The sequence below is a fragment of the Aequorivita sp. H23M31 genome (genome assembly GCF_004022485.1).
Taxonomy (GTDB): domain Bacteria; phylum Bacteroidota; class Bacteroidia; order Flavobacteriales; family Flavobacteriaceae; genus Aequorivita; species Aequorivita ciconiae.
This window is the reverse complement of sequence record NZ_CP034951.1, coordinates 2,582,239-2,596,918: the sequence shown is the minus strand read 5'-3', so window position 1 is coordinate 2,596,918 and position 14,680 is coordinate 2,582,239. Positions and strand designations below refer to the sequence as shown.

The following is a 14,680-nucleotide window of genomic DNA, read 5'->3' as shown; positions in this document are numbered from 1 at the left end:
GAATTTCTCACTTTAAAAATAAAGTCAATAAACCGCATCATTTTTCCTCATGATGTCCCAGCATCGTAAAATCTAAATGCTTCTTCACTAAATCCGCATTTTTTACTTTTACGTTTACTTCATCACCTAAACGATAGACATTGTGCGTGCGCTGCCCGATAACCGCATATTCATCGCGATCAAATTCGAATCGGTCATCCTGAAGGTCCTGTAATCGAACCATCCCTTCACATTTATTGGATATAATTTCTATGTAAATTCCCCATTCGGTAACTCCAGAAATAACACCTACAAACTCTTCATCTTTATGATCTTGCATATACTTAATCTGCATATACTTAATACTATCGCGTTCGGCATTAGTTGCAAGATTCTCCATATCGCTACAGTGGGCACATTTTTCCTCGTATTCTTCTTCATTCGCCGATTTACCGTTTTCCAGATAATGTTGCAACAGTCGGTGGACCATAATATCTGGATACCGCCGAATGGGTGAAGTGAAGTGTGTATAATAATCAAAGGCGAGTCCGTAATGTCCAATATTATGGGTAGTATATATTGCTTTGCTCATACTGCGAATAGCAAGGGTATCTATTAAGTTTTGTTCCTTCTTTCCCTGAACATCTTTTAAAAGTTTGTTCATTGATGTTGCCGTGGAATGACGGTCCTTGGTATTCAATTTATAACCAAAGCGCTTAATAATATTTTCCAAAGCAGCAATTTTTTCATCATCAGGTTCATCGTGAACTCGGTAAACAAATGTTTTTTGTGGTTTTTGCTTTCCTATATATTCGGCCACACTTCTATTTGCCAAAAGCATAAACTCCTCAATCAATTTATTAGCATCCTTGCTTTCCTTAAAATAAACTCCAATAGGATTGCTATTTTCATCCAAAATGAATTTTACTTCTACTTTGTCAAAGGAGATCGCTCCTGCGCGCATTCTTTTCCTTCGTAATATTTTCGCAAGCTTATCCATTTCTAAGATTGCTTCAGCTATTTCGGGTTTAACAACATATTCCTTATCGCTGATTGAAATATTTGCCGGGATTTCAAAATTAAAAGACTTCTCGACAGAGTTTATACCAGGCGAATACGATGTGCTCGAAGTTTCATTTGTTTCTATAATGTGTTGCGCTTCTTCATAAGCAAAACGAGCATCGCTAAGAGTGACCGTTTTCCCAAACCATTGATTAACAACCTCTGCTTTTGGATTTATTTCAAACACCGCAGAAAAAGTATATTTTTCTTCATCAGGACGAAGGGAACAGGCATTGTTGGAAAGGATTTCAGGAAGCATCGGAACTACTCTATCTACCAAATAAACGGAAGTAGCTCTTTCATAAGCTTCATCGTCCAGCACGTTGCCTGGAGTTACATAATGCGAAACATCGGCTATATGGATCCCAATTTCGTAATTACCATTTTCTAATTTTTTAAAAGAAAGGGCATCGTCAAAATCCTTCGCATCTTTTGGATCTATGGTGAAAGTAAGATCACTTCGCATATCCCTTCGTTTCTTAATTTCGGATTCCTTGATGGAAGTATCAATTTGATTGGCATAATCTTCAACCTCCTGCGGAAATTCATACGGCAGTCCATATTGGGCGAGAATAGAATGAATTTCAGTATTGTGCTCCCCGGGCATTCCAAGAATTTTAATAACACTACCAAAAGGAGATTCGGCTTTTTCAGGCCAATCTTCCATGGCAACCAATACCTTTTCACCATTTTTGGCTCCATTTATTTTATCCTTTGGAACAAAAATATCGGTGTACATCTTACCGTCGCTAACATTTACAAAAGCAAAATTGTCATGCACCTGAATGGTTCCTACAAATTCCGTCCGTTTACGTTCTAGGATTTTTGTTACTTCCCCCTCAGATTTTCCACCTCTTTTTCTCTTAAAAACATACACTTCGACCGTATCACCATTTAGTGCTTTATTCAGATTTTTATTACTTACAAATATGTCGTCTTCTAAATCCTCAACAATAATGTAACCCTGGCCACGACCAGCGATGTCGACCCTTCCTGTATAATAATTTTGGGAAGGTGTAAGAATATACTTGCCGCGCTCAATTTCCTGAATGCTGCCTTTGTGCTGTAAGTCCTTAAGTTTTTTGATTATTTGATTTCTGCTGCTCGCATCATCCAATTGTAATTTAGCAGCAATCTGTTTGTAGGTATAGGGTTTTGAATGATCTTTCCGAAGAATATCTAGTATGGTTTGGGAAAGATTTTCAATTTTATTCTTCTTCTTTTTATATTTCGGCATAATTTATTCTAATTATCGTAAATGTAATACTTCTCAGGCAATGGCAAGTTTAGATTAGCAAAGATTTATTACCTTAGTATGGCTTCTCATCCCGTTTATAAAATGAATTTATGAAGAATTTTGAGACTATTGCAATCTTTCAATATCCCGCGGAATACGCCGTATTAAAATTACTCTTCGATCAGGAAGAAATTAGATATTTCTTTCAAAATGAAACAATGATCAGTGTTTTCCCATTTTACTCCAATGCCATTGGCGGAATAAGGCTACAAGTTCATGTCGAGGATAGGGAATTGGCCGAAAAGATTATAAACGATTTAAATAATCCTTCCAATTTAAAAATTGTTTAGCATACTAGAATAAATTCATTTCTTTTTTAATCCATTCAAGATTTTAAAAAAGCCCGTCTTTTTAGTTGTCAACATATATAAATTCATTATTGTTTTTTTTGAAATTTTTAAAAAGAAAAATGATGATTATGATGGGCTGTTAATAAGAGGGATAACTTTTTGGTATTTTATTTTGAAATGAATTTATCGGTACTTAATAAAAGGTTGTTAACATAGAATTAAGATTCAATTTGCTTGATATGAAAGGAATAAGAGAAGTAATCAACAGCTGTGAACAACCCTTTTTTTGGTTTTTTAAGGAATAAGTTTTGAAAAATTCCCTGTTGGTAAAGCCAATATTTCATCTCATAAATGGGCAGTAAGATTTGGTCATTTAATTTGTTTGTCAGTGAATTTCCAGCATATTGAAAATTAAATCTATATCTGCAATTTTATTTACTGCATTTCATTGAACATTTATTAACATCCTTGTTAACTTAATATTAAGAATTTATTTTGAATTACTGCTCTCTAAAAAAGCGAACTTAATTTATTGTTTATTAAGGTTTTATAATAATAATAAATTCTGACTCCGTTTTAGTCTGAATTTTATAAGAAGCTTAGAATAAGCTATACGTTAATCAAAAGACCTAAAATTTCTGTGGACGAATTCTTATCTTTGTCAAAAAAAAAGGATATGAACATTTCTATAGGAAACGACCACGCAGGAACTGAATACAAGTTCGCGATTATACAGGATTTGGAAAAGGCTGGGCATAAAGTTACCAACCATGGAACAGATTTGGAATCAAGCGTAGATTATCCAGATTTTATACATCCAGTTGCCAAGGACGTTGAAAATGGTATTTCCGATTTAGGTATTATTATATGCGGTAGCGGCAATGGCGCAAATATGACGGCAAATAAACATCAAAAAGTACGTTCTGCACTTTGTTGGTCGAAGGAGATTGTGGCCCTTGCTAGGCAGCATAATGATGCAAATATCTTGAGTTTACCGGCACGGTTTATCAGTAAAATTCAGGCGATCGAAATGGTAAAAACTTTTCTGGAAACTGAGTTTGAAGGCGGCCGCCATCAAGGAAGGGTAGAAAAGATATCTTGTTCATAAATAGATCAAAATTTTTCTTCATCAAATTTCGTAATCTTACAATACTCTATTCTAAGCCGAAATTGTTTTAAAATGATTTTACCAATGTAAACCTATGGATGTTACAGTTAAAAATTTCACGGAATTAAGTAAAGAGGAATTATATGAGTTATTGCGTCTTCGGAGTGAAGTTTTCGTTGTAGAACAAGATTGTGTATATCCAGATATTGATGGTAAAGATGAGGTTGCTCTACATATTTTAGGTTGGGAAGATGGAATTTTAGTGGCTTATGCCCGATGTTTTAAAGCCGGCGATTATTTTGATCAAGCGGCTATAGGAAGAGTTTTAGTACGAGAAAATTATCGGAAATTAGGCTATGGCCATAAAATTACCACAGCTGCGATCCGGGCTATCAACTTAAAATTTAAAGCCGATAGCATAAAGATATCGGCTCAAACATATTTAGTTACTTTTTACGAAAATCATGGATTTAAAACAGTAGGTAATAGGTATTCTGAAGATGGAATTCCCCATATAGCTATGGTCCGATCTAAAAAAGATTGAAATTCAGAACTTCCTTATAACTTAATAAGGTTTTTTTCCAAATTCAGATCTTTCAGCATTTCATCCGTAAATTTGTAATGGCCACGGCGAGTAATAATTTTAAATCGTTGGTTTCGCATTCGTGTGAGGGTATCCAGAAATTGCCATTTCGATTTAAGCAATCTCGGCTTATCAGATTTTAAACTGATTTCAAAATAATGTTTAATGCCTGCGCGGTCGGCAACTATATCCGGCGTAATTACAACATCGCTATCTTTTTTATAATAGGATTTGGGAATTTCATAACCTTCCACATCGGCCTGTATGTGTTCGAAGCCCCGGTTCTCTAAATAGGCAACAGATTCTAAAAGAATCTCCTTGTTTTCGTCTCTTTCTGATTTTGTCATACCCGCTAAATTACGAAAATATTGATAAACAAGGGGTTAACCTTATGTTAACTGTCTAAGCGAATCTGTTAATAACACTTCTAATCTATTAATAATGTTGATTTTAATGAAAATTTGTAATAATTTAATTATGTTATTTCCTTTAAATCGCATTTGTAAATAAATATAACGTGAACTGAATTTCCTCTCATTGGTATTAATTTGATAATCTTGAAGTAAAATGAAGACACTTATTTTAAAGAAAATCATACTAACATTCACACTTTTCTATTCGGTCTGTGGTAATATTCAGTCTCAGGAAGGTTGTACGGATTCCTTGGCCAATAATTTTAAAAAAGATGCGACAGAAAATAATGGCAGTTGTGTTTATAAAGCTGATATGGTTTCTATAATTAGTGCTTATCCTTTGGATGATGTACTTTCTGAAACTTCAGGGTTGATTTATTGGGAGGATATGCTGTGGACGCATAATGATAGTCAAGATCCTATTCTTTATAAAATTAATCCTGCGGATGGCGCTATTTCGGGAAATCTCTCGCTTGAACCCCAAATCAACGTAGACTGGGAGGAAATTTCTCTGGATGAGCATTATATATATATAGGAGATTTTGGAAATAATGAAAATGGAAATCGCCGAGATCTAAAAATTATAAGAGTGAGCAAGAGCTCAATTTTGAGCACTACTCCGGAAATGGACAATATTTATTTTAGTTATGAAGATCAAACCGATTATTCACCTCAAGGCCCAAATAATACCGATCTTGATTGTGAGGCATTTATTATAACCGATGACTCCATCTTTCTATTCACCAAGGCTTGGAAAACTTATAAAACGAGAGTATATAAATTACCTAAAACCCCTGGCGCACACACGGCAAAATTGCACAGTTTCTATAACATAAATGGGTTGATTACTGGCGCGGTCTACAAAAAAACTGAAGGAATAATAGCCTTGTCCGGATATGATTTCTTACTGCAACCCTTTGTTTTTTTATTATATGATTTTAAGGGAAATGATTTTTTTGGTGGCAATAAACGTAAATTGCATATAGATCTTCCTTTTTATCAAGTAGAAGCGATTACCACAAATGATGGTCTAAATTATTTTATTACCAATGAACGTTTTGATCCTACGGGCACGATGCAGCACCTTTATACCCTAGACCTTTCGCCATATTTGGAACATTATTTACTTCAGAAGTGAGAGGTCATTCCTTACTTTAAAATCTTATTATATCTACTTGTATTATCCAATACGGCCACAGCTTCCTTAATTTCTGGATTATGCTCTATTTGGTAATTATAAAGACCTTCACGATAGAAATATCGCTTTAAAATTTCGTCTGTTAACAAGGACTCAATCTCAACTCTTTTTTCAAGAACAGTCTTATCCTTGGCTTTATTAATCGCCACTAATAGTTGGTTATAACTTGCCGAAATTTCTTTGTTCATTCCATCATCTTCAGAAGTTCTTAAGCCTTCGGCAAATTTCTTTTCAGTCTCGGTTTCGAATTCGAAATTGTTGGTCTTTAAAAACTTAAGGAAATCCTGAAAATCAGCATCCGAAAATTTAAAGTTTTTCCAATCCGTCATATTATGGCTGTAATAGTATTTGGTGGCATAGTCAAAAATAGCGTTGTCTTTTAGCAATGCCGTTGTAATGGGGCTATACGCTGCCGATTCCAACTGTATGTCTGGAAGAATTCCACCTCCATCATAAACAGTTCTTCCTCCGCGGGTTTTAAATGCATTGTATTCTTTAGGATCCTTACGGATTGGATCTCCATTTTCGTCGCGATGCCAGTAATCCAATGCTTGGATACATCTACCGCTTGGGGTATAATAGCGAGAAATGGTTACTTTTAATTGCGTTCCGTAAGTCAATTTTTTTGGACGTTGTACCAAGCCTTTTCCAAAGCTGCGTGCCCCAATTATTACAGCACGATCTAAATCCTGCAGTCCGCCGGAAACGATTTCACTGGCAGAGGCACTTCTTCCATTTACTAAAACAACTAAAGGAATCTCAGTATCAACGGGTTCAAATTTGGTTTTATAAACTTGATTGTATTGTTGAATTACGGATTTTGTGGTAGTAATCACTAGTCCCTTATCCACAAATAGGTTTACAACGCTGATGGCCTGATCCAAAAGTCCGCCAGGATTGCCGCGCAGGTCTAAAATGATTTTTTTCGCTCCCTGAGATTTTAAATCTACTAACGCATCTTTGGTCTCTAAGGTAGTTTTGCTATTAAACTGGCTTAAAACGATATATCCAATATCGTTATTAATCAATTTGTAAAAAGGAACTGCTTTGAGCTCCACAGCACCACGGGTAATAGTTGTTGTGGCAGTTTTTCCTTGTCTTATATAAGTTACATCGACAGTAGATCCGGGAGCTCCTTTTAGTAGGTCGCCGGCATCTTCAGCTAAATCGGTTATGGGTATATTGCCAATTTTTATGATTTCATCCCCAGCTTTTAACCCGGCTTTATCAGCTGGATAATCTTTATAGGGCTCAACAATTATAATTTTATCCTTTCGGCTTTGTGCCGATGCTCCAATGCCCGTGTAAATTCCCGAGTTATTAATTTTGGCATCTTCTACTTGCTGTTCGTTCCAATAGACTGTATAAGGATCTAAATCCTCCAACATCCCTTTTATTGCCTTGTCCATTAGTGTGGCCGGAGTAACCTCATCCACATAGTTCATGTTCAATTCCTTAAATAGGGTGGTAAAGATTTCGATTTGTTTAGCGATTTCGAAAAAATCACTTTTGAAACTTACCGTCGTAAAAAATATACCTAGGGCAACTATGGGAATTAATATTCTCTTTTTCATATTCTCTATTTTTTGCGTTTCAAGTTACTAAGACCTATTCTTAAAGCCTTCACCTGTTTGTAACTTTTTGATTTTTTTCTCTTCGGAATTATTATCATTCATCTAAGCGGCAAGCACTACCCATCCAAACGAAAAATACGAGCCTAAAGATATAAAATAGAAACAAAAAGTTTATGCCCATCTAAAACCTCCTTTTGGTAAGTTGAAATATAAAAAGTGTTCTCTGAACCTAAGTATGTTCATTCCTTAATTTCGTAAGAATTCCTACCATCGCTTTCTCTAGTTGTGCGTAAGGTAGTTTGTCTTTGCCCAAGAACAAAAATAACATGGTATATCTTTTGTCTTCATTTTTGGGAAGCAGATGTTTATTTAGTCTATAGGTTTCCCGCAATTGCCGTTTAATTCTATTTCTATCGACGGCCAATTTAAAACTCCGTTTTGGAACTGCAAAAGCAATGAGATTATTCTTAAAGTTCTCATTCGCTTCAGATTGAATTGGTTCCGAAAAAAAAAATATTTTGAGGGGATATTTTGTAAAGGTTTTTCCCTTCGAAAATAATTTTTCGATTTTTTTGGAGCTCTTGAGTCTTTCGGTTTTTGGAAAGCGGTAATCCATGCCGTAAAAGTAATGAATAATGACTTTGTTTATTTGAAGATATCTAAGATGATTGTATCAATAGATATTCCATCATAATCCTTATTTAAAAAGAAAAACCCCAAAGATTTTAAAATCTTCAGGGTCCATATCACCTTAATGGATCTATTATTTGGCTTCCCAAAAATTGTTTTCAGGATTTATGTCTGCCATTCTTTTAGTGGCGTCAATCATCATGTTCTTAACTTTTTTACCATTGTCAATTTCAAAGGTATAAGTAGGATTTGTCCAAGGCCAATCTTCCAACACCGTTCGTTTTAAATCCGTAAATGGATTCGGCTTTTCGCCCCACATCATTCTCAGTGGAATGTAGAATAATTCCTGTGTATCATCGTCATAAGTAACATATAGATCTATTGGCATAGGCATAAGTCCTATACGTTCCAAAGTAACTTTAGTTTTAGTAACGCTCTTTTCAACTTCCTTAATTCCGTAATCGATGGTATTTATGGTCTTTGTCCAATCGGTTAAATACCAGTCCAGCTCAAATCCCGATACCTTTTCTGCTGTTCGGATAAAATCGTTGGGAGTGGGATGGGTAAACTTAAAATCTGAATAAAAACGCTTTAAGGTTTTAGACAAGTTCTCCGGACCAATTATATACCCTAGTTGCGTTAAAAATATGGAACCTTTACCATAAGCGCTGATTCCATATGTACGATTAGTAGCATAACGATCGGCGTGGGTAGTGAGCGGTTGTTGATCGTCTGTATTGGCCAAAAATAAATAGCTTCTATAGGAGCCCGCGTGAGGATTTGGATTTTTATTGCCCATTACATAATTCATTGCCTCGTCGGAAATATATGTTGTAAAGCCTTCGTCCATCCATTCATATTTATTTTCATTTATTGCCAGAACAAACTGAAACCAAGAATGGGCCAGCTCGTGTGCAGTTACTCCAACAAGACTTCCCAATTCACGACCTCCAGTAATCATAGTACACATACCATATTCCATTCCTCCGTCCCCTCCTTGGATTACAGAGTACTGTTCATAGGGATACGGACCAACATGTTCATTGAAAAACTCCATTAGAGCAGCCGTTTTCGGTTGTAGTGCTTTCCAGTTCTCAGCAATTTCCGGATCATCCTTGTAAAGGAAGTGGAGTGTAACCCCATTTGGTCCAGGATAGATATCGTGAACATAGTTAGGATCTGCTGCCCACGCAAAATCGTGTACTTTCGGTGCAATAAAATGCCAAGTGTATTTTCCTTTTACGGCAGGCATCGGCTTTTGGCCGGGAGCCGTATATCCATGACCTACAGCTCCAGGATTTTGGAGATAGCCAGTTCCGCCCACGGTATAAGCTTGATCGATAGTAATGGTAACATCGTAGTCGCCCCAAACCCCAAAAAATTCGCGAGCTATATAAGGATCTGCATGCCATCCTTCAAAATCATATTCCGCTAGTTTTGGATACCATTGGGTCATTGTTAGTGCAACCCCTTCTGCACTATCTCTTCCAGAACGACGGATCTGAAGTGGTACCTGCCCATCCCAATTCATTTTAAAAACAGTGGTTTCTCCCGGAAGTATGGGCTTATATAGCTTTACTTCCATTACCGTACCTTTTATAACAAAACTTGTTACTTGGCCATCGTGAGTGAAGGAAGTAGGTTTGATAAATCCTATTTCTGAAGGGGAAAGTTTGGAAATCCTATCTCCCACTCGACTATCTGGATCTACAATTGTTCGAGAACGGACATCCATTTCACTGCCAGGCTGAAAAGCATTAAAATAAAGATGATAAAAAACTTTGTTTAGGGTATCCGGAGAATTATTCGTGTAGGTTAATTCTTGCTTCCCTTTATACTGAAAGTTTTTCACGTTCATCTGAACGTCCATTTTATAATCTGCATTCTGTTGCCAATATGAGGTGTTTCCCTGAGCGTTCGATAGATTAAAAAATACCGATGTTGTAAATAATATAAAACCGAAAAAATAGCCCATTATTTCCTGTTTCATTGTCTCGACATCTTATCGGCCATAATAAAGGCATTATACATATTAACCATTTTTCCGGATTTTGAAATGTTAGAAAACAATTCCGTGTTTGAGGGATCTCCTCCCAAGATTACTTCGATATCTGGAGATATTCCACTATCCATTAAAATCTGTTTTACCTGAGCTGCGGAAAGTTTTGGGTAATATGAACGGATTACGGCAGCGACACCAGCCACTTCAGGAGAAGCCATGGAGGTTCCTTGTAAGAATTCGTATGTGTTTAAAGGTGTGGTAGACCAAATTTTAACTCCAGGAGCAAAAACATCCACATTGATTTTTCCGTAGTTTGAGAAGTTGGCTACCAATTTATCTCCATACTCATAATTCAATGCTCCAACAGTAAGGAAAGTATCTCCCATCTCTGGGCCATTATCTATTTGGTCGTTTGGATAAATATTTACGGTATCAAGATCAAAACCATCATTTCCAGCGGCATTCACAATCAATACGTCTTTTGAAGCGGCATATTTTAGAGCATCATAAACCCACTGTGAATGGGGAGAATAGTATTTTCCAAAACTTGTGTTCAAAACTTTTGCGCCATTGTCCACCGCATAACGGATTGCCAAGGCAATATCCTTATCATATTCATCTCCATCGGGTACCGCACGAACGGCCATAATCTGTACATTATTGGCAACGCCATTCATACCAATCCCGTTGTTTCTCTGGGCCGCAATTATTCCGGCAACGTGGGTTCCGTGTTTTACATTTTCGCGAGATGGTTCAGAACTAGCTACCTTGTTATCTCCATATTTATTGTCTGAAAGATCATCTGGGTCGTCTCCAAGTACGCCTCTAAAATTCTTAGTTGTGTTGAAATGGTTATCCAATCTGTCCTGAAAATAATCCAATCCTTTATTCATTTGGTCCAAAACCTCTGGAATACTATCTGAATAATTCAGCATTTGGCTTAACATTGCTATTTGTTGTTGTTCCATAGGCGAGGGATTTTTGATTCCTTCTAAATCTTCTTGGGTATAATCTTCTTTTCCAAGCTTGGCAGAAATGGCTTCATGTGCAGGTTTTAATTGCGCAAGCATTTGCTGGTATCGCTCCTTATTTAATGTAGTTTCAGATAGTTCCTTTTCAAATTCAGCTTTGGCCTTTTCATATAAGGCATATTCTTTTCTATCTGCCGCGCTTATTAAAGACTCAGATTTGCCATCATATTTTGGTTCTAGCTTTCTAACGATTCGAACAAATTCCATATTCTCACCAATAATATCGCCCAAAAAGTTCCATCCGTGAATATCGTCAATAAACCCGTTGTTGTCATCATCTATACCATTTCCTGGAATTTCTCCTGGATTGGTCCAAATTACATTCTTTAAGTCCTCGTGATCAATATCAACACCACTGTCAATCACTCCCACAATTACTATTTCACCCTTCCGATTTTTTATAAGTTCGGCATATGTTCTGTCAACGCTCATTCCCGGAACGGTATCTCTCACCAGGTCCATAGCACTCCAATTTTTTAATTGGTCTTTTGTAAGCTCTGCGTTTTTTCGTAGGGTAGGAGAAACGTTTTGTATCGGTGTGGCTACAATAGGTGCGGTACTTCCACAGCTAGCCATTACAGCTGCTATAGCAACTGCGATTAAAGAGGTTTTGATTGTTTTCATTTTCTAAAAGAAGAATTAATTAATAAAGTCATTAAGTGTTAGGGTTTCATTAAGTCGAACGCCTTTGTCGGTGTTTTTAACTGTAATTATTTGATTGGTGGCATCGTGTTCTAAAAAGAGATAGAAATTATTATCGGCGGCAAGTTTGAGGAATTTTTCCTTTTCTGGAAGAGTTAATAATGGCCTAGTATCATAACCCATTACAAAAGGCAACGGCAAGTGTCCAGCGGTTGGGAGTAAATCTGCAATAAAGACCAAAGTTTTGCCTTTGTAATTTATATGGGGTAACATTTGTTTATCTGTATGGCCATCTACAAAGAGGATACCAAAATCCATCTCCTTTGCCGTAGCGAAATCTGAGGAAGGTGCATCTACAAATTTTAGTTGACCACTTTGCTGCATAGGAAGAATATTTTCTTTTAAAAAAGATGCTTTTTCCCGTCTATTGGGTTCTGTAGCCCATTTCCAGTGATCTTTATTGCTCCAAAACGAAGCATTTTTGAAAGCGGGTTCGTACCCTGTTCTGTCCTTGTTCCATTGTATAGCTCCTCCGCAATGGTCAAAATGAAGGTGGGTCAAAAACACATCTGTAATGTCGTCTCTATGAAAACCGTATTTTTTTAATGAGTCATCAAGATTAAAATCGCCCCACTGATAGTAATACCCAAAGAATTTTTCATCCTGTTTGTTGCCCATTCCCGTATCGATCAAAGTAAGTCGATCTCCATTTTCAATGAGGAGGCATCGAGCGGCAATATCGATCATATTATTTTCGTCAGCGGGATTGGTTCTGGTCCATAAGGTTTTGGGAACCACACCAAACATGGCTCCGCCGTCCAGTTTAAAATTTCCGGCCTCAATTGGGTATAAATTCATAATCTGAAGAATTGCCCGCAAATTAGCAAAAGCGACTCACTCGCACTCCGAAGTCTAAATTAATTATACTATTTTTAACAATTCATTGGTATTCCATGGAATTGAAAAATCCTTAATTTACCAAAACCTATATTTTAATGGTAGAACTAGGAGGAATTATAATTTTGGGGATTTTAGCACAGTGGGTGGCATGGAAGCTGAAAATCCCTGCAATTCTTCCATTAATTTTGATTGGCCTTCTTGTAGGCCCACTTTCTACATTCCTTTCCGCCGATGGTAGTCAATGGCTCCTTCCTATCTGGGATGGAGAATACGGGCTTTTTCCTGGAGAAAATCTTTATTATTTTGTGTCTCTTGCGGTGGGAATTATTCTGTTTGAAGGTGGTCTCACTTTGCGAAAGAATGAAATTTCAAAAGTTGGCGGTTCCATAGGTAAACTTATCAGCATTGGCGCGGCGATTACTTTTATTGGCGCCGGTGTTGCGGCCCATTACGTTTTTGGATTGAATTGGCGAATTTCCTTTTTATTTTCCGCTTTGATTGTAGTAACAGGTCCAACAGTTATCGGACCCATTTTAAGGCACATTCCTTTGAAAAAGGAAGTTGCGGCAGTCTTGCGCTGGGAAGGTATTCTAATCGATCCTATTGGAGCCTTAGTAGCTGTTCTCGTCTATGAATTTATAAGTATTGAGGGCGATTCGGGCTATACGAAACAAGCTTTGATAGAATTTGGAAAAATAATCCTAATTGGTTTTGCTTTTGGGATTACCGCCGGTTATGCCTTGTACTTTTCCATCAAAAAGAAGTTTGTACCGCACTATCTGGCTAATGTTGTTTCTCTATCGTTGGTAATGGCAATTTTTGTTTTAAGCGATCTATTTGCTCATGAATCAGGTTTGTTGGCGGTGGTTGTAATGGGAATGTTTCTTGGTAATAGCGATCTACCAAGTTTGAAGGAACTGCTATATTTTAAGGAATCACTGAGCGTTCTGTTGGTATCCATTCTGTTTATTCTATTGGCGGCCAATATAAGTGTGGAGGATTTATTGCTAGTTTATAATTGGAAAACGGCAATCTTGCTCGCCATAGTAATTTTTGTTCTTAGACCTCTCACGGTATTTATCAGCACTATGGGATCTTCCTTAAAAACCAATGAAAAATTGTTTATAAGCTGGGTTGGCCCTAGGGGAATTGTGGCAGCGGGTATTTCATCCTTATTTGGATCGAAATTGGTTTCAAAAGGTGTTATCGGGGCAGAATATATTACTCCTTTGGTTTTTGCCGTTGTTTTGGTTACCGTGATTTTAAACGCGACTACGGCAAGAGTAATGGCTAAATGGATGGGAGTTTTTCTTAAAAAATCTGAAGGAATTCTAATGGTTGGAGCCTCAAAAGTTTCAAGATTGATTGCTACTTATTTACAAAAGAACGGGCGTCACGTGGTTTTGGTAGATTCAAACAAACTGAACATCGATAGAGCAAAGGAATTGGGACTTGAAGCTTTTACTTCCGATATTTATGCCGATGATCTAAGTGATAATATAGAATTGAACGATGTTGGGTATTTACTGGCAATGACAGGGAACGACGAGATCAACAAGCAGGCAATAAGTCGATTTGGAAAGTTCTTCGGCGAGAACGGAACTTTTCGGTTGATAACTTCGGAAGAAATGCGACACCGAGATGATCTCTCTATTAAAGAGTTATTTTCCTATACACATGATTATGCACGGTTTACGGAGGTGGCTCAAGATTTTCCGAGTATTCAAGAAATTCCCATTGAAACACATAACCAGTTTTTGAGAGTATTGAGTATTATCGGAAATAATGAAGACGCTATTCCGTTGTTTTTGAAACGTGAAGATGGATTTTTGGAACTGATAAATTCTCCCAGCGATCTGGAAATCGAAGCAGGTTCAAATTTAGTCTATTTAGGGAAACCCATGGATTTTGAAGACGTAGTAAATGCTACCCGATCTACGAATGAAGGAAAAAGTAAAAAATAATTATGAT

At 36.9% G+C, this 14,680-nt stretch carries 12 protein-coding genes; 5 read left to right on the top strand and 7 right to left on the bottom strand.

From position 1 onward, the window contains the following. Positions 1-37: 37 nt before the first annotated feature. Positions 38-2,278 (bottom strand): ribonuclease R family protein, encoded by a 2,241-nt coding sequence (locus EI546_RS11400; RefSeq protein ID WP_128250655.1) that lies wholly within the window; start codon positions 2,276-2,278, stop codon positions 38-40. Positions 2,279-2,388: 110 nt separating this feature from the next. Here EI546_RS11400 and EI546_RS11395 point away from each other — a divergent pair, with 110 nt between their 5' ends. The 3 genes from EI546_RS11395 to EI546_RS11385 all read left to right on the top strand — a co-directional run bounded on the left by EI546_RS11395 (position 2,389) and on the right by EI546_RS11385 (position 4,280). Beyond that, positions 2,389-2,628 carry a DUF2007 domain-containing protein gene (locus EI546_RS11395; RefSeq protein WP_128250654.1) on the top strand — a complete coding sequence of 80 codons (240 nt, stop codon included), beginning with the start codon at positions 2,389-2,391 and terminating at the stop codon, positions 2,626-2,628. Positions 2,629-3,304: 676 nt separating this feature from the next. Continuing rightward, positions 3,305-3,736, top strand: coding sequence for an RpiB/LacA/LacB family sugar-phosphate isomerase (locus tag EI546_RS11390; RefSeq protein WP_128250653.1), 432 nt, complete (start codon positions 3,305-3,307; stop codon positions 3,734-3,736). 94 nt (positions 3,737-3,830) lie between these two features. Continuing rightward, positions 3,831-4,280 carry a GNAT family N-acetyltransferase gene (locus EI546_RS11385; RefSeq protein ID WP_128250652.1) on the top strand — a complete coding sequence of 150 codons (450 nt, stop codon included), beginning with the start codon at positions 3,831-3,833 and terminating at the stop codon, positions 4,278-4,280. 14 nt (positions 4,281-4,294) lie between these two features. Here the strand turns inward: EI546_RS11385 and EI546_RS11380 are convergent, their stop codons facing one another. Beyond that, complete coding sequence (locus EI546_RS11380; RefSeq protein WP_128250651.1) at positions 4,295-4,666, bottom strand: hypothetical protein; 372 nt, start codon at positions 4,664-4,666, stop codon at positions 4,295-4,297. 220 nt (positions 4,667-4,886) lie between these two features. Here EI546_RS11380 and EI546_RS11375 point away from each other — a divergent pair, with 220 nt between their 5' ends. Continuing rightward, positions 4,887-5,870: a T9SS C-terminal target domain-containing protein gene (locus EI546_RS11375; protein WP_128250650.1), complete on the top strand. Its 984-nt coding sequence runs from the start codon at positions 4,887-4,889 to the stop codon at positions 5,868-5,870. 11 nt (positions 5,871-5,881) lie between these two features. Here the strand turns inward: EI546_RS11375 and EI546_RS11370 are convergent, their stop codons facing one another. The 5 genes from EI546_RS11370 to EI546_RS11350 all read right to left on the bottom strand — a co-directional run bounded on the left by EI546_RS11370 (position 5,882) and on the right by EI546_RS11350 (position 12,667). Further along, positions 5,882-7,504 carry a S41 family peptidase gene (locus EI546_RS11370; protein ID WP_128250649.1) on the bottom strand — a complete coding sequence of 541 codons (1,623 nt, stop codon included), beginning with the start codon at positions 7,502-7,504 and terminating at the stop codon, positions 5,882-5,884. Between the two features lie 229 nt (positions 7,505-7,733). Beyond that, on the bottom strand, positions 7,734-8,120 hold the full coding sequence (gene rnpA / locus EI546_RS11365) for a ribonuclease P protein component (RefSeq protein ID WP_128250648.1): 387 nt from the start codon (positions 8,118-8,120) through the stop codon (positions 7,734-7,736). Positions 8,121-8,267: 147 nt separating this feature from the next. After that, complete coding sequence (locus tag EI546_RS11360) at positions 8,268-10,124, bottom strand: M1 family metallopeptidase (protein WP_240673103.1); 1,857 nt, start codon at positions 10,122-10,124, stop codon at positions 8,268-8,270. Further along, positions 10,121-11,791, bottom strand: coding sequence for a S8 family peptidase (locus EI546_RS11355; RefSeq protein ID WP_128250647.1), 1,671 nt, complete (start codon positions 11,789-11,791; stop codon positions 10,121-10,123). The genes EI546_RS11360 and EI546_RS11355 overlap by 4 nt, the downstream gene beginning before the upstream one ends. A gap of 15 nt (positions 11,792-11,806) precedes the next feature. Beyond that, positions 11,807-12,667, bottom strand: coding sequence for an MBL fold metallo-hydrolase (locus EI546_RS11350; protein ID WP_128250646.1), 861 nt, complete (start codon positions 12,665-12,667; stop codon positions 11,807-11,809). 137 nt (positions 12,668-12,804) lie between these two features. Here EI546_RS11350 and EI546_RS11345 point away from each other — a divergent pair, with 137 nt between their 5' ends. Continuing rightward, a complete protein-coding gene (locus EI546_RS11345) occupies positions 12,805-14,673 on the top strand; it encodes a cation:proton antiporter (protein ID WP_128250645.1) in 1,869 nt (622 codons plus the stop codon). The last annotated feature ends 7 nt before the right edge of the window (positions 14,674-14,680 follow it).

Excerpts from the sequence above, each read along its gene's own strand:
- EI546_RS11390 (WP_128250653.1), top strand. The coding sequence starts at position 3,305 with ATGAACATTTCTATAGGAAACGACCACGCAGGAACTGAATACAAGTTC.
- EI546_RS11350 (WP_128250646.1), bottom strand. The coding sequence starts at position 12,667 with ATGAATTTATACCCAATTGAGGCCGGAAATTTTAAACTGGACGGCGGA.
- rnpA (WP_128250648.1), bottom strand. The coding sequence starts at position 8,120 with ATGGATTACCGCTTTCCAAAAACCGAAAGACTCAAGAGCTCCAAAAAA.
- EI546_RS11360 (WP_240673103.1), bottom strand. The coding sequence starts at position 10,124 with ATGAAACAGGAAATAATGGGCTATTTTTTCGGTTTTATATTATTTACA.
- EI546_RS11345 (WP_128250645.1), top strand. The coding sequence starts at position 12,805 with ATGGTAGAACTAGGAGGAATTATAATTTTGGGGATTTTAGCACAGTGG.
- EI546_RS11370 (WP_128250649.1), bottom strand. The coding sequence starts at position 7,504 with ATGAAAAAGAGAATATTAATTCCCATAGTTGCCCTAGGTATATTTTTT.
- EI546_RS11400 (WP_128250655.1), bottom strand. The coding sequence starts at position 2,278 with ATGCCGAAATATAAAAAGAAGAAGAATAAAATTGAAAATCTTTCCCAA.
- EI546_RS11395 (WP_128250654.1), top strand. The coding sequence starts at position 2,389 with ATGAAGAATTTTGAGACTATTGCAATCTTTCAATATCCCGCGGAATAC.
- EI546_RS11355 (WP_128250647.1), bottom strand. The coding sequence starts at position 11,791 with ATGAAAACAATCAAAACCTCTTTAATCGCAGTTGCTATAGCAGCTGTA.
- EI546_RS11380 (WP_128250651.1), bottom strand. The coding sequence starts at position 4,666 with ATGACAAAATCAGAAAGAGACGAAAACAAGGAGATTCTTTTAGAATCT.
- EI546_RS11385 (WP_128250652.1), top strand. The coding sequence starts at position 3,831 with ATGGATGTTACAGTTAAAAATTTCACGGAATTAAGTAAAGAGGAATTA.
- EI546_RS11375 (WP_128250650.1), top strand. The coding sequence starts at position 4,887 with ATGAAGACACTTATTTTAAAGAAAATCATACTAACATTCACACTTTTC.